The organism is Bradyrhizobium sp. ORS 285, from assembly GCF_900176205.1.
Classification (GTDB): Bacteria; Pseudomonadota; Alphaproteobacteria; order Rhizobiales; family Xanthobacteraceae; genus Bradyrhizobium.
On sequence record NZ_LT859959.1, the window covers coordinates 613,881 to 635,717 of the forward strand.

Consider the following 21,837-nt stretch of genomic DNA (forward strand, 5'->3'; position numbering starts at 1 on the left):
ATCGAGGCCGATCAGCGCCCCCGCAGCCGTTCCAGCACGTCGGAGGTGGCAAAACCGTCCGCCGGTGCCCCGATCGAGGCCTGGAAGTTCCGCAGCGCCTCGCGGGTCTGGCCGCCGAACTGGCCGTCCGGGGTTCCGCGGTAGAAGCCGCGATCGGCCAGCAATTGCTGCAATTCGAGCCGTTCCGCGCGTGACAAAGTGCGCTCCTCGCGCGGCCAGGCCTGCACGAACGGCGGCGCGCCGCGCAGCCGGTCGGCGAAATGGCCGATCGCCAGCGCATAGGCTTCCGCCGGGTTGTATTTCATGATGACGCGGAAGTTCTGCAGCATCAGGAAGCCTGGACCCTGCGCGCCCGCCGGGGCCAGCAGATAGGCTTTCTCGGTCGTCGCCGGGAACGGCTGGCCATTGGCGCGCTTCAGGCCGAGCTGCTCCCACTGACTGAGGCTCATGCTCTTGGCGCGGTCGGCCAGCATGTAGTTGAAGCCCTGGGGCACCGCGACCTCGTAGCCCCAGCTCTGGCCGCTCTGCCAGCCGTCCTTCTTGAGGTTGTTGGCGGTCGAGGCGATCAGGTCGGCTGGGTTGTCGACGACGTCGCGGCGGCCGTCGCCATCGGCATCGACGGCGAAGCGCTTGAACGCGGTCGGCATGAATTGCGTGGGGCCGAATGCGCCGGCCCAGGAGCCGCGCATCTGCTCCGGCCTGAGATCGCCGCGATTGAGGATCTCCAGCGCCGACAGGAATTCATCCTTGAAATAGGCCTGGCGGCGGCCGATGCAGGCCAGCGTCGCGGTCGATTGCAGCACGCTGCGATCGCCGATCTGCGTCGAGTAGTTGGATTCGATGCCCCAGATCGCGGCGATGATGTAGCGGTCGACGCCATAGGCACGCTCGGTCGCGTCGAACTGCGCCTTGTACTTCGCCAGCACCTCGCGTCCCTTGGCCAGCCGGTTGTCGTTCACCAGGATGTCGAGATAGTCCCAGATCGACTTGGTGAATTCCGGCTGCGCATCGAGCAGGTCCATGATGCGCAGGTCCGGCGACAGGCCGGCTGTGAATCGCTGGAAATTATCCTGGGTGATGTTGCGCCGTGCGGCATCTGGCCACATGCCGGCGACGCAGGCGTCGAAATTGCCGGCCGCCTCGCGAATCGCCGCTGCCGTCATCAGCGGATGGCCGGAGGCGCCGTCCTCGCCGCTCCAGGGCTGCGGGCCGCCGGGGGAGGGGGCTTGCGCCGGTTGGCCCGGGCTCGGATTGCCCTTGGTCAGGGTGCCCGTGAACAGGTTGTCGAGAAAGTTCAGCGGTCCGCCGCTGGATTGCGCCGATGCGGAACCCGACACCATCGTGACCACAGTGACCACGGCCGCCGCAGTGGCGCCGGCTTTCAGAGCTGCCAGGATTCCGTTCCGTCGCGCCATGTCTCGATCCAGATCGCCGGGAAAGACCAGCCTTCACGAGGCCCGGTCCTGCTTAACGGGAGATTAACAAGGTTAAGGATTTCCGCAGCGAAATTTAGCCCTTCTGTCGCCGCGAAGCGGAACACCGGACCAACATCCGCCTTTGTTCTCGGCTGCAAACCAGCTACCAACATGCGATCGGTTTCGCATTCATTCGTCACAAGGTTTAATCAGGCCCCATGAAGATCCGCAAAGCCGTTTTTCCGGTCGCCGGCCTCGGCACCCGCGTCCTTCCCGCCACCAAGGCGATGCCGAAGGAGATGCTGACGATCGTCGACAAGCCGCTCATCCAATACGTCTTCGACGAGGCCAAGGAAGCCGGCATCGAGCATTTCGTGTTCGTCACCGGCCGCAACAAGACCTCGATCGAAGACCATTTCGACCGGATGTATGAGCTGGACGCGACGCTCGCGGCGCGCGGCAAGAAGACCGAGATGGATATCCTGGCCCGCGACCAGCCGGAGGCGGGCGCCGTCAGCTTCACCCGTCAGCAGGCCCCGCTCGGCCTCGGTCACGCGGTGTGGTGCGCGCGCGACATCGTCGGCGACGAGCCGTTCGCGGTGGTGCTGCCGGACGAACTGGTGCTCAACACGCCGGGCTGCCTCGCGCAGATGATCGCCGCCGCCAACAAGCTGCCGGAGAAGAGCAACGTGCTCGCCGTGCAGGAGGTGCCGGCCGATCAGACGCATCAATACGGCATCTGCGGCGTAGGCCCGCGCGACGGCAAGATCTTCGAGGTGGACGGCATGGTCGAGAAGCCGGCCAAGGGCACCGCGCCGTCGAACTTCTCGATCACCGGCCGCTACATCCTGCAGCCGGAGATCTTCAAGATCCTGGCGACCCAGGAGCGCGGCGCCGGCGGCGAGATCCAGCTCACCGATGCGATGATCGGACTCTCGAAGACGCAGAAATTCTACGGCGTGGATTTCGACGGCGAGCGGCATGATTGCGGCTCGAAGTCCGGCTTCCTCAAGGCCAACATCGCCTTCGCCATGGCGCGGCCCGACCTGCGCGACGGCCTGCGCGAGGACATGAAGAAGTATCTCGAGAGCAAGGGCTGATCGCGGCGCTTGTTCAGATCTCATCACGCCGCTGGCGGCCTCACGCCGCCAGCGCGGCCGCGGGCTGTGGCCTTGGCACGGGCACGGTGATGCAGCGGTTGCGGCCGGCAGCCTTGGCCATGTAGAGCGCCTTGTCGGCGGCATTCATCAAGGTGGTCCAGTCCGTCTCGCGCGACGGCGTGACGCTGGCGACGCCGACGCTGATCGAGGTGTTGGTCGCCTCGCCCGCCCACAAGGCGACCTTGTTGCGGATCGTCTCGGCAACGTGCAACGCGTCGGCCTGCGCGGTCGCCGGCAGCAGCACCGCGAACTCCTCGCCGCCATAGCGCGCCGCGCAGTCGCCGGCGCGCCGCACCGAATCCGAGATGCAGACGGCGATGCCGACCAGCACCTGGTCGCCGGCCTGGTGACCGTGGGTGTCGTTGTAGCACTTGAAGTGATCGGCATCGATCATCAGCAGCGCCAGCGGCACTTGCGCCCGCTGCGCGCGGCGCCACTCGATCTCGATGGTCTCGTCGAACTTGCGCCGGTTCTTCAGCCCGGTCAGCGGATCGGTGGTCGCGAGCCGCTCGAGCCGGGATTCGACCTTCGCGCGCAACTGGATCTCGCGCGCGGCGACCTGGGTGGCGGCGAGCACGAAGACGATCAGCGCCAGCATCAGGGCGCCGATCTGCGCCGCCTCGTTGCGCCAGACCGCGTAGACGCCGTCCCATGACCGGCTGGCCACCACGACCAGCGGGCCGCCGGCATTGCGCCACACCAGGAGGCGCGGCACGTCGTCCAGCGCGCCGGAGCTGCTCGACCAGCCGCTCGGCTCGCTCAAGGCGCGGGTCACGTCCGGCACGCGTGCGAGGTTGCGGCCGATGGCCGCTTGATCGAAGGGGGCGGTCACGATGATGGTGCCGTCGCGTCCGAACACCGTGATGCCGATGCCCGGTGCGAGCGAGAGCTGGCCGAACAGGTCGCGGAAATAGCTCAGCCGAATCGAGCCGGCGACGACGCCGGCGAAGCGTCCGTCGGGCGCGGAAATGCGCCGGCTCAAGACGATGGCGGTGCGGCCCTGATGCTCCGCGGGACGGCTGACATACAGGCCGGCGTCGGCGCGGTCGCGATGCACCTGGAAGAACGCGGTGTCGCTGCGATCGTCCGGCAACGGATCGAGCGTGGCCGAGTCGATGGCGAGACGGCCCTTGGCGTCGAACACCTGGATGGCGCCGAAATTCTTCGCCGTGGAGGCGCGGTCGAACAGGATCAGGTGACGGATCGGCTTGCTGACCTCGTTGATTTCGGGCAGCAACATGTTGCCGGCGACCGCGCGCAGCGAGAGATCGTAGAGCTCGATGTTGCGGCTGATGTCGGCGCCGATGCCGGCGGCGAGGTTTTCCAGCGCCTGCCGGGCGCGTACCTCCTCGCCGCGGCGCAGGTCGATCATGACGCTGGCGCAGATGGCGGAGAAGCCGATGATGGTGGAGATGGAGCAGGTGACGAGCGTGCGTGCCGAGAGACGCCAAGGCAGCTTTGCCCGGCCTGTTCGGCGTGTCCAGCGCATCGGCTCGTCCCGTCCCCGTGGAGTCCCGTCCGTAGACTGACGGATACGTCGAAGTAACTCATGTTAGGTTAACGAGTGGTGCGTTGCAGGCTGCGTTGCGCCCGGCCACCCAGTGAGATGGAATTGCAATTTGCCCGACTATGACGCCCTAAGGGACTACCTCAAGCGGCAGACCCGTCCCGAACTGGTGCTCAGCCTCGTCGAGATCGAGGAGCTGATCGGCGACAGTCTGCCGCGCGCCTCGCAACGCGCCTCGTGGTGGGACAGCCTGCGGAGTCCGCAGGAGAAGATGCCGCAACGCGAGGCCTGCCTTGCGGCCGGCTATGTCGCCACCCGGCTGCCCGACGGCGCCGGCGTCCGCTTCCGCAAGCTGAAGCCGCCGCGCTGAGCAGCCGCGCTGCGGCAAATGGCCCGGATCATGCCTATCGGCTGCAGGCGTATAGCCGTGCAGCGCGCGGAACTTGAAGCACGATGGCCGTGCGCTTCAACTGCATCACAGACTTACGGCTTGGAGAAGAACGACAGTGAACGAACAGGACCTGCGTCACGAGATTGCGGCGGTCAAGGATGGGCGGCTCTCGCGCCGCGAGTTCGTGCAGCGGATGCTGGCGCTCGGGCTCACCGCGCCGCTCGCGGGCATGATGCTGGCGCATTCCGGGGTCGCGATGGCGGCGCAGGAATTTCCCTACAAGCCGACCAAGGCCGGCGGCGGCGGGCCGCTGAAGATTCTGTTCTGGCAGGCACCGACCCTGCTCAATCCGCACTTCGCCATCGGCGCCAAGGACCAGGAAGCGGCGCGCGCGTTCTACGAGCCGCTGGCCGGATGGGATGCCGACGGCAATCTCGTGCCGGTGCTTGCAACCGAGATTCCCAGCGTGGCCAACGGCACCCTTGCGGCCGACGGGACCTGGGTGACCTGGAAGCTCAAGCCGGGCGTGAAGTGGCACGACGGCACGCCGTTCACGGCCGACGACGTGATCTTCAATTGGCAGTTCGCCACCAATCCGGAGACGTCGTCGGTCACCATCGCCGACTACAAGGACATCAAGACGATCGAGCGGATCGACGATCACACCGTCCGCCTGGTGTTCGCGCAGCCGACGCCGCTGTGGTTCACGGCCTTCGTCGGCGGTCGCGGCGCGATCATTCCGAAGCATCTGTTCGGCGACTATATCGGTGCGAAGTCGCGCGAGGCGCCGAACAATCTGAAGCCGGTCGGCACCGGGGCCTATCTGTTCGTCGACTTCAAGCCGGGCGACATGCTGACCGCCAAGCTCAATCCCAACTACCACGTGCCGAACCGTCCCTTTTTCGACACGCTGGAGATCAAGGGCGGCGGCGACGCTGTCTCGGCGGCGCGCGCGGTGCTGCAGACCGGCGAATATGACTACGCCTGGAATCTGCAGGTCGAGGACGAGATCCTGGTCAAGCTCGAGGCTGGCGGCACCGGCGTTGCCGAGATCGTGGCGACCGGCAATCTCGAATTCATCATGCTCAACGCTACCGATCCTAACGTCGAAGTCGACGGCGAGCGCGCGAGCCTCAAGACCAAGCATCCGCTGTTCTCCGATCCCGCGGTGCGCGAGGCGATCAATCTCTTGATCGACCGCGCCTCGATCCAGAAGTTCATCTACGGCCGCGGCGGCATCGCCACGGCGAACTGCGTCAACAATCCCGAGCGCTATCGCTCCAAGAACACGAGCTTCGAGTTCAACATCGAGAAGGCCAATAAAATTCTCGAAGAGGCCGGCTGGAAGAAGGGCGCGAGCGGCCTGCGCGAGAAGGACGGCAAGCCGCTCAAATTCGTGTTTCAGACCTCGACCAACGGGCCGCGGCAGAAGAACCAGGCGATCATCAAGCAGGCCTGCCAGAAGGCGGGCATCGAGATCGAGCTGAAATCGGTGGTGGGCTCGGTGTTCTTCTCCAGCGACGTCGCCAATCCAGACACCTACTCGCATTTCTATTGCGACATGGAGATGCTGATGATGACGATGTCGTCGCCGGAGCCGCAATCCTTCCTCAGCCAGTACGTCTCCTGGGAGGCGGCGACCAAGGCCAACAAATGGCAGGGCCGCAACGTCTCGCGCTGGCAGAACAAGGAGTATGACGATCTCTACAACGAGCTGCTGCGCGAGCTCGATCCGGTGAAGCGCGCCGCGCTCTACATCAAGCTCAACGATCTCGTCTGCGCGGGTCGCCATGTGCTGCCGGAGCTCAACCGTCCGCGTGTCAGTGGCGTCCGCAAGGGCCTGCAGACCCATTCCTCGGGTTGGGACAACGATCTCTGGCAACTGCCCAACTGGTATCGCGAGAGCTGAGTGCGATCAGCACCACGCGCAAATCGCGCATGGTGTTCCGCTACGGTTGTTGATGTAGTTCCATTTTCCGGGGCCGCTCCGCAGCAAATGATTGTCGCACTGCAAGGTGCGACAATCGATCCATTCCTTCTTGCGAAATTGGCCCGGATTCTGCTTTGACAGTCGCTTCGAAGGCTGATCCAATTTTGTGCAGCTCTGCGCTGATGCATCGCGGGGCGCTTTTTTTGGCATCAGCAACACCTTGGAGCCGATTGAATGAACGAGCGTGACCTCCGTAACCAGATCGCTGATGTCAAAGCGGGACGCCTGTCGCGGCGCGATTTTGTGCAGCGGATGATCGCGGTGGGGCTCACCGCGCCGATGGCCGGCGCGATGCTCTCTTATTCCGGCATCGCGGTTGCCGCCGACGCCATTCCCTACAAGCCGACCAAGGCCGGTGGCGGTGGTCCGCTCAAGCTGCTGCTGTGGCAGGCGCCGACGCTGCTCAATCCGCATTTCGCCATCGGCACCAAGGATCAGGAAGCCTGCCGCCTGTTCTACGAACCGCTCGCCGGCTGGGACAAGGAGGGCAACCTCGTCCCGATCCTGGCGGCCGAGATTCCCAGCAAGGAGAACGGCGGTCTCGCTGCGGACGGATTGTCCGTGACCTGGAAGTTGAAGCCCAACGTGAAATGGCACGACGGCAAGCCATTCACCGCTGACGACGTGATCTTCAACTGGGAATACGCCAACAATCCCGAGACCTCGGCGGTCTCGATCGGCAGCTACAAGAATATCAAGGCGGTCGAGAAGATCGACGACCTGACCGTCAAGCTGATCTTCCCACAGCCGACGCCGTTCTGGGCCGACGGCTTCGTGGCCTCGTTCGGCTGCATCATTCCCAAGCATCACTTTGCGGACTATATCGGCGCGAAGTCGCGCGAGGCGCCGGCCAACCTGAAGCCGATCGGCACCGGCCCCTATATGTTCGTCGACTTCAAGCCGGGCGACACCGTCGCCGGCAAGCGCTTCCCGGACTACCACGTAGCCACGCAGCCTTATTTCGACACTGTCGAGATCAAGGGCGGCGGCGACGCAGTGTCGGCAGCGCGCGCGGTGTTGCAGACCGGCGAATATGACTACGCCTATAATCTACAGGTCGAGGACGAGATCCTGGTCAAGCTCGAGGCCGGCGGGCAGGGCAAGGCCGATCTCACGCTGACGGGGCACATCGAATATATCGGCCTCAACGTCACCGATCCCAACACCGAGGTCGACGGCGAGCGCGCCAGCCTCAAGACCAAGCATCCGCTGTTCTCCGATCCCGAGGTGCGCAAGGCGCTCAACCTCCTGATCGACCGCGCCTCGGTACAAAAGTTCATCTATGGCCGCGCCGGCGTCGCGACGCCGAACTTCCTCAACAATCCCGAGCGCTTCCGCTCGAAGAACAACACCTTTGAATTCTCGATCGAGAAGGCCAACCAGATTCTCGACGCGGCCGGCTGGAAGAAGGGCTCCTCCGGCATCCGCGAGAAGGACGGCAAGCAGCTGAAATTCGTGTTCCAGACCTCGATCAACGGTCCGCGCCAGAAGAACCAGGCGATCATCAAGCAGGCCTGCCAGAAGGCCGGCATTGACGTCGAGCTGAAGTCGGTCGTGGCCTCGGTGTTCTTTTCCTCTGATGTCGCCAACCCCGACACCTACTCGCATTTCTACTGCGACATGCAGATGTACCAGACCACGATGCCGCAGGCCGATCCGCAGTTCTTCATGAACCAGTTCACCTCGTGGGAATGCGCCACCAAGGAGAACAAGTGGCAGGGCCGCAACGTCTGCCGCTGGCAGAACAAGGAGTATGACGAGACCTACAAGCTGGCGCAGAGCGAGCTCGATCCCGTCAAGCGCGCCGCGCACTTCATCAAGCTCAACGACCTCGTCGTGCGCGACAATTACGTGCTGCCGGAGATCAACCGGCTTAACGTCATCGGCGTCAAGAACGGCATGGTCCTGTACAAGAGCGGCTGGGACAACGACCTCGCGTTCATCGCGACCTGGCATCGGGCGAGCTGACGCGGCCCGCATGACCAGCCAGACATCGTAGGGGTGGAGCGATGGGAAACTACCTTCTCAGGCGCCTCATCGTCGCTATCCCGAGCCTGCTCGGCATCAGCCTCATCCTGTTCGTGCTGCTTGCGCTGGCGCCGGGCGATCCGTTCGGCGAGCTCGCGAGCAATCCGAACGTGCCGCCCGAGGTGCGTGAAGCCTTGCGCATCAAGTTCGGGATGAACGATCCCGTGCTGGTGCGCTATGTGCGCTGGCTGGTCGCCATGTTCCAGGGCGATTGGGGCTTCTCCTTCGCCAGCCGCGTCAACGTCGACACGCTGATCCTGCAGCGGATCCCGACCACGCTCTACGTGGTCGGCACCGCGCAGATCCTCGCGCTCGCCGTGGCGCTGCCGGTCGGCGTGCTGGCGGCGCGGCGGCCATATTCGATCTTCGACCAGATCGCCAACACCTTCGCCTTCATCGGCTTCTCGCTGCCGACGTTCTTTACGGGTTTGCTGCTGATCCTGATCTTCAGCGTCAATCTCGGTTGGCTGCCCTTCGTCTATCGCGCCGATCTGCAGGCGACAGGATGGCAATGGTGGTGGGAGAGCATCAAGCAGGCGATCATGCCGATCACCGTGCTCGGCCTCTACCAGGCCGCGTCCTACACCCGCTATGTCCGCTCGGCTGTGCTCGACGTCATCAAGCTCGACTATGTCACGACGGCGCGCTCCAAGGGCCTCGACGAGCGCAAGGTGATCGTCAAGCATGTCGTACGCAACGCGCTGATCCCGGTGGTCACGCTGGTGGCGCTGCAGATGCCGACCGTGTTCGGCGGCGCCATCGTCACCGAGCAGATCTTCCGCATTCCCGGCATCGGCTCGCTGCTGATCAGCGCGATCCTCGCCAACGATACGCCGGTCATCATGGCGGTGACCTTCGTGTTCGCCTGCCTCGTCGTCCTCTTCAACCTCATCGCAGACATTCTGTATGGCTGGCTTGACCCACGCATCTCCTTCCGTTGAGACGGCGCCGGTCGCCGCGTCGGCCAAACGGCGGTTCTCGCCCGGCCGCGACGCGCTCCGCCGCTTCCTCCGTCACCGTCTCGCGGCGGCCAGCATCGTCGTGCTGCTGCTGCTCGCGCTGTCGATCGTGCTCGGCCCGTTCCTGTGGCGGATTCCGATCAACGAGATCGACTTCACCGCGCGCCTGGCGCCGCCGTCCTGGGAGCACCCGTTCGGCACCGACGATCTCGGCCAGGACCTCCTGGCGCGCATGATCTATGGCGGCCGCATCTCGCTCGCGGTCGGCTTTGCCGCGATGGGCGTGGCGCTCTTGGTCGGCATCGTCGTCGGCGCACTCGCCGGCACCGCCAAGGGGCCGGTCGATGCCGCGCTGATGTGGCTGACCGACCTGTTCCTGTCGCTGCCGCAACTGCCGCTGCTGCTCCTCATCATCTATCTGTTCCGCGACTTCCTCAAAGGCTGGCTTGGCCCTGAAGGCGGCGTCTTCGTGCTGATCGTGCTGGTCATCGGCGGCTTCCGCTGGATGCCCGTCGCGCGGCTGGTGCGCGCGCAGTTCCTGTCGCTGCGCGAGAAGGAGTTCGTCGAGGCCGCGCGCGCGCTCGGCGCGTCGAACCTCCGTCTCATCGTCCGTCACATCCTGCCGAATGCACTCGGACCGGTGATCGTCGCCGGCACCATCGACGTCGCCGCCGCGATCATCGCGGAATCGACCTTGTCGTTCCTCGGCCTCGGCTTTCCACCTGACATTCCGACCTGGGGCCGGCTGCTGTTCGACGCCAAGGATTATCTCGATATCGCGCCGCATTGGGCGCTGTTCGCCGGCGGAGCGATCTTCCTCACGGTCATCGCGATCAACTTCATCGGCGACGGCCTGCGCGATGCGCTCGATCCGCGGAAGGTGATGTGATGGACGCGCAAGTGATCCCCAACGCCGCGCCGCTCCTCGAGATCAAGGGGCTGAAGACCTATTTCAAGACCGACGAGGGCCAGGTTCAGGCCGTCGACGGCGTCGACATCTCGATCAATCGCGGCGAGACGCTGTGCGTGGTCGGCGAGTCCGGCTCCGGCAAGACCGTCACCGCGATGTCGGTGCTGAAGCTGATCGCGATGCCGCCAGGGCGCATCGCCGGCGGGCAGATCCTGTGGCAGGGGCGCGATCTCGTGCCGCTGCCGACCTCGGAGCTCAATCGCATCCGCGCCAGCGAGATCGCGATCGTATTCCAGGAGCCGATGACCTCGCTCAACCCGGTCTACACCGTCGGTGACCAGATCGCCGAGGTGATCCGGCTGCATCAGGGCCTGTCGAAGAAGGCTGCGATGGACCGCGCGGCCGAGATGCTGGCGCTGGTCCAGATCCCCAATCCGCAGCGCCGCGTGCACGACTATCCGCATCATTTCTCCGGCGGCATGCGCCAGCGCGTGATGATCGCGATGGCGCTGTCATGCAATCCAAAACTCCTGATCGCCGACGAGCCGACCACCGCGCTCGACGTGACGATCCAGGCGCAGATCCTCGACCTGCTGCTCGACATGAAGGAGCGGCTCGGCATGTCGATCATGCTGATCACCCACGCCATGGGCGTGGTGGCCGAGGTCGCCGAGCGGGTGGTCGTCATGTACGCCGGCCGGGTGGCCGAGGAGGCGCCGGTCGACCGGCTGTTCGCCAATCCGCGCCATCCGTACACGCAAGGGCTGATCCGCTCGATCCCGCGCATCGATCTCGCGGCGGTCAAGAAGAGCCGGCTGGAGAGCATTCCCGGCAGCGTGCCGAAGCTGATCAATCCGCCGCAGGGCTGCCGCTTCGCCTCGCGATGCCGCTTCGTCATCCCCGAGTGCAAGCTTGCGCAGCCGCCGCTGCGCGAGATCGAGCCCGGCCACAAGGTGGCGTGCATCCGCGCCGAAGAGACGTTGTCGTGATGACCGAAGCTGTCACTGCTCCCGTTGCCCCATCGGCGGCGCTGCTCACGGTGCGCAACCTGACCAAGGCGTTCCCGATCAAGGGCGGGCTCTTGAAGCGCCAGATCGGCAGCGTCCGCGCGGTCGATGGCGTGAACTTCCACATCGAGCCGAGCGAGACGTTCGGGCTGGTCGGCGAATCCGGCTGCGGCAAGTCGACCACCGGGCGCTGCGTGCTCCGCCTGATCGAGCCGAGCTCGGGCGAGTTGACCTTCGAGGGCAAGGACGTGATCTCGCTGTCAGGCGAGAGCCTGCGGGCGCTGCGCCGCGACATCCAGATCATCTTCCAGGACCCTTACGCCTCGCTCAATCCGCGCATGACCATCGGCGCGATCATCGGCGAGGCGTTGACGATCCATGGGCTGGCGTCCTCGCGTCAGAAATACGAAGAGCGCATCGTCCATCTGCTCGAGACCGTCGGCCTGCAGGCCGATCACATGACGCGCTATCCGCACGAATTCTCCGGCGGCCAGCGCCAACGCATCGGCATTGCCAGGGCGATCGCGGTCGAGCCGAAGCTGATCATCTGCGACGAGCCGGTGTCGGCGCTCGACGTGTCGATCCAGGCCCAGGTCATCAATCTGCTCGAGGATCTGCAGCAGAAGTTCGGCATCGCCTATCTGTTCGTCGCGCACGATCTTTCGGTGGTCGAGCACATCAGCCGCCGCGTCGCGGTGATGTATCTCGGCCGCATCGTCGAGACCGCGCCGTCACGCCAGCTCTATTCGACGCCGAAGCATCCTTATACGGAAGCGCTGTTGTCGGCCGTGCCGATCCCGGACCCGAGCGTCAAGCGCAAGCGCGTCCGGCTCAAGGGCGAGGTTCCGAGCCCGATCAACCCGCCGTCCGGCTGTCACTTCCACACCCGCTGTCCCATCGCCAAGGATGTTTGCAGCAAGGAAGTGCCGCCGCTCAAGGCGAGCGACGAGGGGCATCTCGTCGCCTGCCATTTCCGGTAATACGGTAGCGCCCAGCTTGGAGGTCAGCCCCGCTGTCACCCTCCCCTGGAGGGGGAGGGTCGGATCACATGGAGCGCAGCGCAATGTGATCCGGGGTGGGGTGATCTCTCCACTTGCACTGTGTTCCGCGGCTCACCCCAACCCGATCGCCCGCTTCGCGCGCGATCGACCCTCCCCCTCCAGGGGAGGGTGAGACCGAGATCGCGGCGCGCGTCGTGGCCTCGCTGCCTCGGCGGATCACGCCGCCTGACGGTCCGAAATCAGGGCCGTCAGGCGCGCGGTCTGCTCCGGATTGAGCGTGAACTGCACCAGCGCGGTGCGATCGCCGACGCGCGTGACCGTCCCCGGAAGGTCGGACACCATCCCGGCGATCGCGAGCGTGACCGGTGTGTTGATCGACAGGCGAACCGGAATCTGCTCGAGCAGCGCGCCGCCGAGCGACAAATTGCGCACGGACATGCTGATCTGGTCGCCATTCACCTGCAGCGTGCCGGGACGATTGATGTTGAGCCGGGTCGAGAGACGGCGGTCGACGTCGGCGGTGGAGGTCCGGATCACGCGCACCAGCTCGGTGCGCAGGCGCTGCACCTTTTCGGCCACCGTGGTCGAGCCGTCGCGGATGTCGGTAGACCGGCGGCCGGCTTCGCTCGCCTCGCGCGAGACTTCGGCGATCTGGCTCGCGACCTCGCGTGCGGCGGCCGACGTCTCCTCGACCGTGCGGGAGATCTCGATCGTGACGCTGTTCTGCGCCTGGATCGCATCGGCAATCCCCGAGGACACCGCTTCGACGTTGCGGATGACCTCGCCGATCGCCCCGATCGATGTCACCGAGGCGCGCGTCGAGTCCTGGATCTCCGCGATCTGCTGCGCGATCTCGCTGGTCGCCTTGGCGGTCTGCTCGGCCAGCGACTTGACCTCGGAGGCGACGACCGCGAAGCCGCGGCCGGCCTCGCCGGCCCGTGCGGCCTCAATGGTCGCGTTGAGCGCGAGCAGGTTGGTCTGGCCGGCGATCTCGCTGATCAGGCTGGTCACGGCGCCGACCTTGTCGGCCGCTTCCGACAGCTTGGCGATCGTGGCCTGCGCCTCGGACGACGCGGCCACCGCCTTGCGGGTCAGCTCGCGCGAGGAGTTCACCTGGCCGGAGATTTGCGAGATCGATGCGGCGAGCTGCGAGGACGCCTTGGCGACAGTCTGGGTGGTGGCGAGCGCCTGCTCGGCCGCGGCTGCGACGCTGCTCGAATTGCGCTCCAGCGTCAGGGCGCTGTCGGTCATCGACTTGGCGTTGCCGGCCATCTGGCCGGTGCCTTCGGCAACCTCGCCGACCGCCTGGCTGGCAGCCTGCTCCACGGCCTCCGCCATCTCCTGCAGCGCCTTGGACTTGATGCGCTCGGCGACCTGGCGCTGCTCGTCCTCGAGCATCGCGGTCTGCCGCGCCTTCTCCTCGGTCTTCAGCCGGAACTGCTCGATCGAGCGCGCCATGTCGCCGAGCTCGTCGCTACGGGTCTGGCCCGGCAGCTTGATGTCGAAATTGCCGTGGCCGAGCTCGGTCAGCGCGCCGCTCATCGAGGCCAGTGCCGACGACATCCGTCGCGCGATGATCAAGGTGATCGATCCGATGATCAGCATCACGATCACGGCCGCAATGAACACGCTGCGCTTGCTCTCCCAGACCTGGGCCTCGAGATCGTCGACATAGACGCCGGTGCCGATGATCCAGCTCCAGGGCTCGAAGCCGGCGACATAGGACATCTTCGGCTGCGGCGCATCCTTGCCGGGCTTCGGCCACATGTAGTCGACCACGCCGGCGCCCTGGCGCTTCACCACGTCGGTCATTTCCACGAACAGCCGCTTGCCGGTCGGATCCTTGTTGTCGGCAAGGTTCTGGCCGTTCAGCTCCGGCTTGATCGGATGCATGACCATCTTCGGGGCCATGTCGTTGATCCAGAAGTAGTCGCCGCTGCCATAGCGCAGCTTGCCGATCCGCTCGGCCGCCTTCTTCTGCGCGACCTCGGGCGCCACCTTGTCGCGCGCGATCGCATCATATTCCTCGCGGGCAATGCTGACGGCGGTCTGCGTCAGATGGATCAGCTCGCTCCGCCGCTGGTCCTTGAGCGCGGTTTCCAGATTCTGGGTCTGTGTCGCCGCCAGCCCTGCGAGCCCGCAGAATGACAGTCCGATGATCGCGTAGATGCGGAGCGCGAGCGAGAAACGCGGCTGGGCCATGGATTGATCCGGAGAGGAGAGATGCGCGGCAATTTGCAACCGATTCTAAAAAATTGCCGTTTATGCGCAGTTAAATACAGGCGGTTCTCTACTACCGGATCGAGGCGCTCCTTACGTAGTTTTACGGTCTGCGGACTAACAATTGCTAAGTCTTCCCTCACCTCTTAGGCGGGTGGACGTTGATCGGCAGTCTGGCCAAAGCAGGCCACGCTGACATCTCCTTTCTGGAATTTAGTAGGCGCAACCTGATGCCGGTCTCATTGACATCCAGCGCCGACGCGCACGCCATGGGGTTGACGCTGAGCACGGCTGTAATCGTGGAACGGAACAGTGCTCAGCGCAGGCCGAGCCTGATCACATCTGGCGCAGCATCATCCTGCAGCCGTGCGACCAGGCCGGCGCGGCGGGAGAGAACGGCGCGCTGATTGATGTAGGCCTTGTCGGTAATCTCGCCGGCATCGAGCGATGGCGGCTCGGACATCAGCAGTGCACGTGTGGCATAGCGCGACGAGCCGACCGCTTCGGTGCGGAGCTTTGCGAGCCCTTGCGTGATGGCCTCGCGCACGGACGGATGCGCGAGTACGTCGCCGGCCGTCGCGGTGTCGGTCAAGCCGGCCTTGGTGCGACAGGCGGCGATGTTCGGCACGATCAGGAAGTGCACCTCGTCAGTGCCGTGGCCGGCGATGACGATGTCCTGCGCGAGCGGCGCCAGCGCGGCGATGCCGGCGACGCGCAGTGCGCCGACATTCACCCAGGTGCCGGAAGACAGCTTGAAATCCTCGGTGATGCGGCCGTCGAAGAACAGTCCGCGCTCCGGGTGGTCGGGATCCGCCAGCTTCACGGCGTCGCCGATCTTGTAGAAGCCTTCCTCGTCGAACGCAGCAGCGGTGATCTCCGGCGCCTTCCAATAGCCCGGCATCACATTCGGCCCGCGGACGCGAACTTCGAGCTTCTCGCCGGTGGGGACCAGCTTGAGCTCGGTGCCGGGAATCGGCACGCCGATATTGCCGGCGCGCTCGGCAAAGAAGTGGCAGTCGGTCGCGAGCGGCGACGTTTCGGTCGCGCCCCAGGCCGAGACCAGCGGGGCAGGGCGGCCGACCGTGGCCAGGCTCATCTCATTGAGCGCGTCCCACAGATTCTGCGGCAGCGCCGCCGCCGCATAGAGGATGCATTTCACGCCGGAGAAGAATTTCTTTCGCAGATCGTCGTCCGCCTTGAGCGCCGCGACCAGCATGTCGAAGCCGCGCGGCACGTTGAAGTAGATCGTCGGCACCATGCTCCTGAGATTGGCGAGCGAGGTCTCGAACAGGCCGGGCGCCGGCTTGCCGCCGTCGATATAGATCGAGCCGCCATGGGCGAGCACCAGGTTGAAATTGTGGTTGGCGCCGAAGGTGTGGCTCCAGGGCAGCCAGTCGACGATCACGGGGCCGCCTTCGACCTCGCCCAGGAAGGTCCACAACTGGCTTTTGGCCTGCTGGCTCATCGTCAGCATCCGGTGCGTGTTGATCACCGCCTTCGGCTGTCCGGTCGAGCCGGAGGTGAACAGCAGTTTCGCGATCGTGTCCGGCGTGACCGCGGCGAAGGCACGATCGACCTCCGGGCCGGGCTTCGTGTTGAGCACCACCTGCAACGGCACCGAGTTCGTCCCCTCGCCATCCCCGCTGATGATCACCGCGCGGTGCAAGCCGTCGATCGCCGCCAGCGCGCGGGCGAACGGGCCGTGCCGAGCCACGAAGATGACGCCGGGATCGAGCAGGCGGATCATGGCCCTGATCTTCTCGTGGTCGGTCGACATCAACGAGTAGGCCGGCGAGATCGCACAGACGGGAATGCCGACATGCTGCGCGGCGAGCGCCAGCACCGCATGCGCAATGCTGTTGTCGGAGAGGATCGCGAGCGGACGCTCGGCGCTGAGGCCGTGCGCCAGCAGCCACGCCGCGGCGGCGCGGACCTGCGTCAGCGTCTCGCCATAGGTGAGCCAGGTCCAGGTCTCGCCGCGGCGCTCGGCCAGGAATGTGCGGTCCGGCGCGCTGCGTGCCCAGTGCTCGAGCCATTCGCCGGTGCAACGGGCCGTGGGCTGCAGCTTCATGCGCGAGCGCAGAATGATCGCGCCGTCATCGCGCCTGATTGCCTCGATCGAGGGCGCGGCGAACATTGCAGGTTCAGAATCGAGGCGGCGCTCGGCGTTACCCATGGCGTGCCTCCGTCGCGTGAGCAGGAGCGCTGCCTGGCGATGTGGACGTCCACGATCCGATTCGGAAGGCGCCGCGATCAGCTGGGTTGCGCCGCCGCATTGCTGTCGCAGTGCTGGCAGCGCTCGTCATCGATGACGGCATGGCCTTTTCCTCCCACCTGTATTTGTTGTCCGCGAGACTAACAGAATAGTTGTAGTTTGCAATTATTGTGGATGTGACCAATTGCGACGGCTTGTGCTCGCGATGACATCGGTCTAGGCAGAAGCGTCTCATCCAGCGAGCCAGCATGTCCAAGAGCGCACGGGCGCAACCAGACGGAGCCGGGCAGGACGAGGGAATCCGCCTCGGCGAGCTCGAGAACCATCTCGGTTATTTCGTCCGTCGCCTGCAGCACTGGATCTTCCGCGACGCCAACGCGGCGCTCGCTTCTGTCGATCTCGACGTCATCCTCTATTCGATCCTGGAGACGATCGCGGCCAATCCGGGCGCGACGCAGATCGCCGTCGCCGGCGCGCTCGGCATCGAGCGCGCGCGCATGGTCGCGCTGCTCGACGATCTGCAGCAGGCCGGGCTGATCGTCCGCGCGCGGTCCGAGCAGGACCGCCGGGCGCATGCGCTCGGGCTGACGCCACGCGGACGAATGATCCTGAAGAAGGCCAATGCGCTGGTGGCCGCCCATGAGAAGCGCGTGGCGCGCCGGCTCGGCGCCGACAATTATCGCCGCGCGCTGGCGGCGTTGGCGCAGTTCGAGAGCGATTAGACGCAGACCGATTGGACTCTTCGCTGACGGCATTGTCGCGAGCCTCCTGCCGCACCAATGCGCATCGGCAACACGCAGCCAGCACGCGAACGCGGTACTGCGGTAAGTCTACCTCAAGGCAGGAAAAAGAAAAGATACATCCTTGGGGTGTTGCCCCGTAGGCGACGCCGCGCCCACGTCGGAATGGGATGCGAGATGCGCGGAGGAGGTCTCAGCTCGCCGCTTCCAGCCGCTCTTCCGTCAGCAGCCGCATTGCGGCGTCAGCGTCCATCGGCTCGCCGAAGGCGTAGCCCTGGGCGTATTCGCAGCCGAGCTGATAGAGCTCGACCGCATCGGAATCCGTCTCCGCGCCTTCCGCCACCACGTCCATGCCGAGGTCGTGGGCGAGTGCGATGATCGATTTGAGGATCACCGGCCGGGTGCCGCGCGCGGTGGTGCGGACGAAGGACTGGTCGATCTTCAAGGTGTCGAACGGGAAGCGCTGCAGATAGGCAAGCGACGAATGGCCGGTGCCGAAATCGTCGATCGAAAGCCCCACGCCGAGCTCGCGAATGCGGGCCAGCATCTGCGCGGCGTGCTCCGGGTTCTCCATGACCAGCGATTCCGTCAGCTCGATCTTGAGCGAGCCGCGCGCCACCGAGGAGCGCGCCAGCACCGAGCGGATGTCGTGGATCAGATCGTGGCGCAGCAGCTGGCGGGAGGAGACGTTGACGCTGGCAAAGATCGGTTCGCGCAGCCGCGTCGCGCGCTGCCATACCGAGAGTTGGCGTGCGGTCTGGTCGAGCACGAAGGTGCCGAGATCGACGATAAGGCCGATCTCTTCGGCAATGGTGATGAACTCGTTCGGCGACATCCGGCCGAGCTTCGGGTGATCCCAGCGCGCCAGGGCCTCGAAGCCGGCGATCGAGCGATCCTCCAGCCGCACGATCGGCTGGTACAGGATGGTGATCTCCTGGCGCTCGATCGAGCGGCGCAGCTCGCTCTCCAAGGTCAGCCGGTCGTTCTTGCGCGCGCGCATCGCCGGCTTGTAGACGTCGATGCGGTCGCCGCCGATGCGCTTGGAGTGATACATCGCAAGCTCGGCATCCTTGATGATGTCCTCCGACAGCTGCGTCTGCGGATCGGACAGCGCCAGCCCGATCGAGGCGGTCAGGAAGATCTCGCGCTCGTTGAAGGCGATCGGCGCGCGGATGGTCTTGCGGATCGTCTCGGCGAAGGCGGTGATGCGGGCGGGGTCCTGCTCGGACAACAGGATCAGGCCGAACTGGTCGCCGGCCAGCCGCGCCAGCGTGTCCTGGGGCTTCAGGATGCGCGACAGCCGCCGCGCCAGGGTCAGCAGGATGGAATCGCCGACCGCGATGCCGACGGAATCGTTGACCTGCTTGAAGCGATCGAGATCGATCACCATCAGGGTCGGCCGCAGGGTCGGCATCGTCTTGGCGAAATTGGCGACGGCGGCGAGACGGTCGATGAACAGCTTGCGGTTGGGCAGGCCGGTCAGGTTGTCGTGCACGCTGTCATGGAGCAGGCGCTCCTCGGCATTCTTGAACTCGGTGACGTCAGTCAGCGTGCCGACGACGCGCGAGACCTCGCCGTCAGAGCCGACCACCGGCCGTGCCTTCAGCGCGAACCACATGAAGTGGCCGTCGGGCGTGCGCAGCCGGAAATCCTGCACCAGGCGGCCGCGGCGCTGGTCGAGCACGCTGTCGAGCGCGGCGCGGAAGCGATCCTGATCGAGCGGATGCAGCACCTCGAGCCATTTCGCGGCCGGGCCTTCCAGCGTGCCGCGCTTGAGCCCGAGCAGGCTCTCGGTCTCCGGGCTGGTGAACACCTTGTCGGCGGAGACGTCCCAGTCCCAGATCAAATCGCCGGAGCCGGCCAGCGCCAGGGCGCGGCGCTCGACGTCGGAGACGATGCCGGTGGTGGCGCCGCCGCCGGCGAAGGCGTGCTGCATCACCGTGAAGCCGATCAGCATCACGATCAGCACGAGGCCGCCGAGCAAAGCCGGGCCGACGATGTCGTTGGTGACCTGGCCCGCGACCGTCATGCTGGCGGCGCCGACCCACACGGTCAGCAGGAACCAGGTCGGGATCAGCAGCACCGCGCGGTCGAAGCCGTGGCTGGAGAGATAGACGATCAGCGCGAAGCCGAGCACCGCGATCAAGAGCAGCGAGATGCGCGCGATGCCCGAGGCGACGGCCGGATCGAACAGCGCCACCGCGACCAGGGAGCCCAGGAAGAACAGCCAGCCCAGCGTGATGTGCGAGTAGCGCACGTGCCAGCGCGACAGATTGAGATAGGCGAACAGGAACACCAATAGCGTCGCCGCCAGGATCGCCTCGCCGGAGGCGCGCCAGACGCGCTCGGCATTGTTCGACATGTCCAGGACCTTGCCCCAGAAGCCGAAATCGACGCCGATATAGACCAGCACTGCCCAGGCCAGCGCCGCGGCGGCCGGAAACATGATGCTGCCCTTGACCACGAACAGGATCGTCAGCACTAGCGCAAGAAGTCCGGAGATGCCGATCACGATGCCCTGGTACAAGGTGAACGAGTTGACCTTGTCCTTGTAGGCCTCGGGCTCCCACAGATAGAGCTGCGGCAGCTTGTCGGTGCGCAGTTCGGCGACGAAGGTGACGACCGATCCGGGATCGAGGGTGACGCGGAAGACGTCGGCGGTCGGGCTCTCCTGCCGCTCTGGCAAATCGCCGATCGAGGGGGTGATGGTGGCGATGCGCGACAGGCCGAGATCAGGCCACAGCACGCCGGAGCCGACCACGCGGTAATGCGGCGCCACGATCAGACGGTCGAGCTGGTCGTCGGTATTGTTGGCCAGCGCGAACACGATCCAGTGCTGGCCGCCCTCACGCGCGCGCACCTCGATGCGGCGGACGATACCGTCGGTGCCGGGCGCGGTGGAGACCTGGATGCGGTCGTTCTCGCTGCGCTGGTGATCGAGGATGCCCGTCAGGTCAATGGCAGGCGCGTCGCTGCGAACGCTGACGGCGTCAACGGCCTGAGCGGGGGCAGCGGCACCACACATCACGAGGCCCAGCGCCACCATGGACGCCAGGCACCTGATCAGACGCAATGTCAAATCTCCGCGTTCGACACCAAACCACAGCGAAACAGTTCAAACTTAAAGCGACGTTCGCAAAGGATTTGGAGCCGTTCCAGGCACGGTTCAGATGTGCGCGATCATTGGCACGAAAGCGAGGAAAATCAAAGAGTTTCCAAACACGCTCTGTTTAGAGAGCGACTAGATTTCCAACACAATTTTGCCAATATGTTGGCTCGTCTCCATGCGTGCATGGGCTTTTGCTGCATCCACCAGTGGAAAGCTCGAGTCCATCAGGGGCTTGATGCGGCCCTCGCGCAGGAACGGCATCACCTTGGCCTCGATCGCCGCCACCATCGCCGCCTTGTCGGCATTGCTGCGGGGACGCAGGGTCGAGCCGGTGTGGGTGAGGCGCTTCACCATCAGCTTGACGAAGTTGACGGTGGCCTTGGGGCTGCCGAGGAAGGCGATCTGCACGATGCGTCCGTCTGTCGCCGCCGCGTCGTAATTGCGCTCGATGTAGTCGCCGCCGACCATGTCGAGGATGACATTGGCGCCCTTGCCGCCGGTCGCTTCCTTCACGACGGCGACGAAGTCCTCGGTCCTGTAGTTGATGGCGCGGTCAGCACCCAGCTTGACGCAGGCGTCCGCCTTGTCCTGCGAGCCAACCGTGACCAGCACCTTGGCGCCGAACGCCTTGGCGAGCTGGATCGCCATGGTGCCGATGCCGGAGGAGCCGCCATGCACCAGCAGGGTCTCGCCGTCCTTGAGGCCGCCGCGCTCGAATACGTTGTGCCAGACCGTCATCAGGGTCTCGGGCAGGGCGCCTGCCTCTTTGATGGACAGCGCCGCTGGCACCGCCATCGCCTGGGCGTCCTGTGCGATGCAATATTCGGCGTAGCCGCCACCGGCGACCAGCGACATCACGGCGTCGCCGAGCTTGTGCCGGACAGCACCTTCGCCGAGCGCCACCACTTCGCCGGCGACTTCCAGCCCCGGCAGGTCGCTGGCGCCGGGCGGCGGCGGATAGCTGCCGGAGCGCTGCGCGACATCGGGACGGTTCACGCCGGCGGCCTTCACCTTGATCAGGATCTCGCCCGGACCGGGCTTCGGCACGGGCCGGGTCTCCGGCTTGAGCACCTCGGGTCCGCCCGGCTGGCTGATGGCGACCACGGTCATTTGCGCGGGCAGCTGTTCCATGAGAAATCCTTAACGGAGTGATCAAGCGGGTGCTGCGGCGTGCTTAAGCCAGCC

Annotated in this window: 15 protein-coding genes; 9 read left to right on the forward strand and 6 right to left on the reverse strand. The window is 65.4% G+C overall.

What is annotated here, in order from left to right:
• Positions 1-11: 11 nt before the first annotated feature.
• Positions 12-1,415, reverse strand: a complete 1,404-nt coding sequence (locus BRAD285_RS02765; RefSeq protein WP_006614635.1) for a lytic murein transglycosylase — start codon at positions 1,413-1,415, stop codon at positions 12-14.
• Positions 1,416-1,633: 218 nt separating this feature from the next.
• On the opposite strand from BRAD285_RS02765, the gene galU reads away from it, so the two are divergent.
• Positions 1,634-2,515 carry a UTP--glucose-1-phosphate uridylyltransferase GalU gene (gene galU / locus BRAD285_RS02770; protein ID WP_006614634.1) on the forward strand — a complete coding sequence of 294 codons (882 nt, stop codon included), beginning with the start codon at positions 1,634-1,636 and terminating at the stop codon, positions 2,513-2,515.
• Positions 2,516-2,555: 40 nt separating this feature from the next.
• Here the strand turns inward: galU and BRAD285_RS02775 are convergent, their stop codons facing one another.
• On the reverse strand, positions 2,556-4,064 hold the full coding sequence (locus BRAD285_RS02775) for a diguanylate cyclase (protein ID WP_006614633.1): 1,509 nt from the start codon (positions 4,062-4,064) through the stop codon (positions 2,556-2,558).
• 130 nt (positions 4,065-4,194) lie between these two features.
• Here BRAD285_RS02775 and BRAD285_RS02780 point away from each other — a divergent pair, with 130 nt between their 5' ends.
• The 7 genes from BRAD285_RS02780 to BRAD285_RS02810 all read left to right on the forward strand — a co-directional run bounded on the left by BRAD285_RS02780 (position 4,195) and on the right by BRAD285_RS02810 (position 12,347).
• A complete protein-coding gene (locus BRAD285_RS02780) occupies positions 4,195-4,452 on the forward strand; it encodes a hypothetical protein (RefSeq protein ID WP_006614632.1) in 258 nt (85 codons plus the stop codon).
• 136 nt (positions 4,453-4,588) lie between these two features.
• Entirely contained in the window at positions 4,589-6,382 is a 1,794-nt protein-coding gene (locus tag BRAD285_RS02785) for a peptide ABC transporter substrate-binding protein (RefSeq protein ID WP_035648361.1), read from the forward strand.
• 255 nt (positions 6,383-6,637) lie between these two features.
• Entirely contained in the window at positions 6,638-8,431 is a 1,794-nt protein-coding gene (locus BRAD285_RS02790) for a peptide ABC transporter substrate-binding protein (RefSeq protein ID WP_006614630.1), read from the forward strand.
• Between the two features lie 41 nt (positions 8,432-8,472).
• Entirely contained in the window at positions 8,473-9,432 is a 960-nt protein-coding gene (locus tag BRAD285_RS02795; RefSeq protein WP_006614629.1) for an ABC transporter permease, read from the forward strand.
• Positions 9,398-10,339 carry an ABC transporter permease gene (locus BRAD285_RS02800; protein ID WP_035648358.1) on the forward strand — a complete coding sequence of 314 codons (942 nt, stop codon included), beginning with the start codon at positions 9,398-9,400 and terminating at the stop codon, positions 10,337-10,339. The genes BRAD285_RS02795 and BRAD285_RS02800 overlap by 35 nt, the downstream gene beginning before the upstream one ends.
• Complete coding sequence (locus BRAD285_RS02805) at positions 10,339-11,349, forward strand: ABC transporter ATP-binding protein (protein ID WP_006614627.1); 1,011 nt, start codon at positions 10,339-10,341, stop codon at positions 11,347-11,349. Before BRAD285_RS02800 ends, BRAD285_RS02805 begins: the two co-directional genes overlap by 1 nt.
• On the forward strand, positions 11,349-12,347 hold the full coding sequence (locus BRAD285_RS02810; RefSeq protein ID WP_006614626.1) for an ABC transporter ATP-binding protein: 999 nt from the start codon (positions 11,349-11,351) through the stop codon (positions 12,345-12,347). Before BRAD285_RS02805 ends, BRAD285_RS02810 begins: the two co-directional genes overlap by 1 nt.
• 237 nt (positions 12,348-12,584) lie before the next feature.
• On the opposite strand, the gene BRAD285_RS02815 is transcribed toward BRAD285_RS02810, so the two are convergent.
• Positions 12,585-14,570, reverse strand: a complete 1,986-nt coding sequence (locus BRAD285_RS02815; protein ID WP_035648351.1) for a cache domain-containing protein — start codon at positions 14,568-14,570, stop codon at positions 12,585-12,587.
• Between the two features lie 334 nt (positions 14,571-14,904).
• Positions 14,905-16,764, reverse strand: coding sequence for a feruloyl-CoA synthase (locus tag BRAD285_RS02820; RefSeq protein WP_006614624.1), 1,860 nt, complete (start codon positions 16,762-16,764; stop codon positions 14,905-14,907).
• Positions 16,765-17,051: 287 nt separating this feature from the next.
• Between BRAD285_RS02820 and BRAD285_RS02825 the strand changes: the two genes are divergently transcribed.
• Positions 17,052-17,525, forward strand: a complete 474-nt coding sequence (locus tag BRAD285_RS02825) for a MarR family winged helix-turn-helix transcriptional regulator (RefSeq protein ID WP_006614623.1) — start codon at positions 17,052-17,054, stop codon at positions 17,523-17,525.
• 211 nt (positions 17,526-17,736) lie between these two features.
• On the opposite strand, the gene BRAD285_RS02830 is transcribed toward BRAD285_RS02825, so the two are convergent.
• A complete protein-coding gene (locus BRAD285_RS02830; RefSeq protein WP_035648349.1) occupies positions 17,737-20,616 on the reverse strand; it encodes an EAL domain-containing protein in 2,880 nt (959 codons plus the stop codon).
• A gap of 168 nt (positions 20,617-20,784) precedes the next feature.
• Positions 20,785-21,783 carry an NAD(P)H-quinone oxidoreductase gene (locus BRAD285_RS02835; protein ID WP_006614621.1) on the reverse strand — a complete coding sequence of 333 codons (999 nt, stop codon included), beginning with the start codon at positions 21,781-21,783 and terminating at the stop codon, positions 20,785-20,787.
• Between the last annotated feature and the right edge of the window lie 54 nt (positions 21,784-21,837).

Excerpts from the sequence above, each read along its gene's own strand:
- BRAD285_RS02800 (WP_035648358.1), top strand. The coding sequence starts at position 9,398 with ATGGCTGGCTTGACCCACGCATCTCCTTCCGTTGAGACGGCGCCGGTC.
- BRAD285_RS02820 (WP_006614624.1), bottom strand. The coding sequence starts at position 16,764 with ATGGGTAACGCCGAGCGCCGCCTCGATTCTGAACCTGCAATGTTCGCC.
- BRAD285_RS02805 (WP_006614627.1), top strand. The coding sequence starts at position 10,339 with ATGGACGCGCAAGTGATCCCCAACGCCGCGCCGCTCCTCGAGATCAAG.
- BRAD285_RS02810 (WP_006614626.1), top strand. The coding sequence starts at position 11,349 with ATGACCGAAGCTGTCACTGCTCCCGTTGCCCCATCGGCGGCGCTGCTC.
- BRAD285_RS02835 (WP_006614621.1), bottom strand. The coding sequence starts at position 21,783 with ATGGAACAGCTGCCCGCGCAAATGACCGTGGTCGCCATCAGCCAGCCG.
- BRAD285_RS02790 (WP_006614630.1), top strand. The coding sequence starts at position 6,638 with ATGAACGAGCGTGACCTCCGTAACCAGATCGCTGATGTCAAAGCGGGA.
- BRAD285_RS02825 (WP_006614623.1), top strand. The coding sequence starts at position 17,052 with ATGTCCAAGAGCGCACGGGCGCAACCAGACGGAGCCGGGCAGGACGAG.
- BRAD285_RS02815 (WP_035648351.1), bottom strand. The coding sequence starts at position 14,570 with ATGGCCCAGCCGCGTTTCTCGCTCGCGCTCCGCATCTACGCGATCATC.
- galU (WP_006614634.1), top strand. The coding sequence starts at position 1,634 with ATGAAGATCCGCAAAGCCGTTTTTCCGGTCGCCGGCCTCGGCACCCGC.
- BRAD285_RS02795 (WP_006614629.1), top strand. The coding sequence starts at position 8,473 with ATGGGAAACTACCTTCTCAGGCGCCTCATCGTCGCTATCCCGAGCCTG.
- BRAD285_RS02765 (WP_006614635.1), bottom strand. The coding sequence starts at position 1,415 with ATGGCGCGACGGAACGGAATCCTGGCAGCTCTGAAAGCCGGCGCCACT.
- BRAD285_RS02775 (WP_006614633.1), bottom strand. The coding sequence starts at position 4,064 with ATGCGCTGGACACGCCGAACAGGCCGGGCAAAGCTGCCTTGGCGTCTC.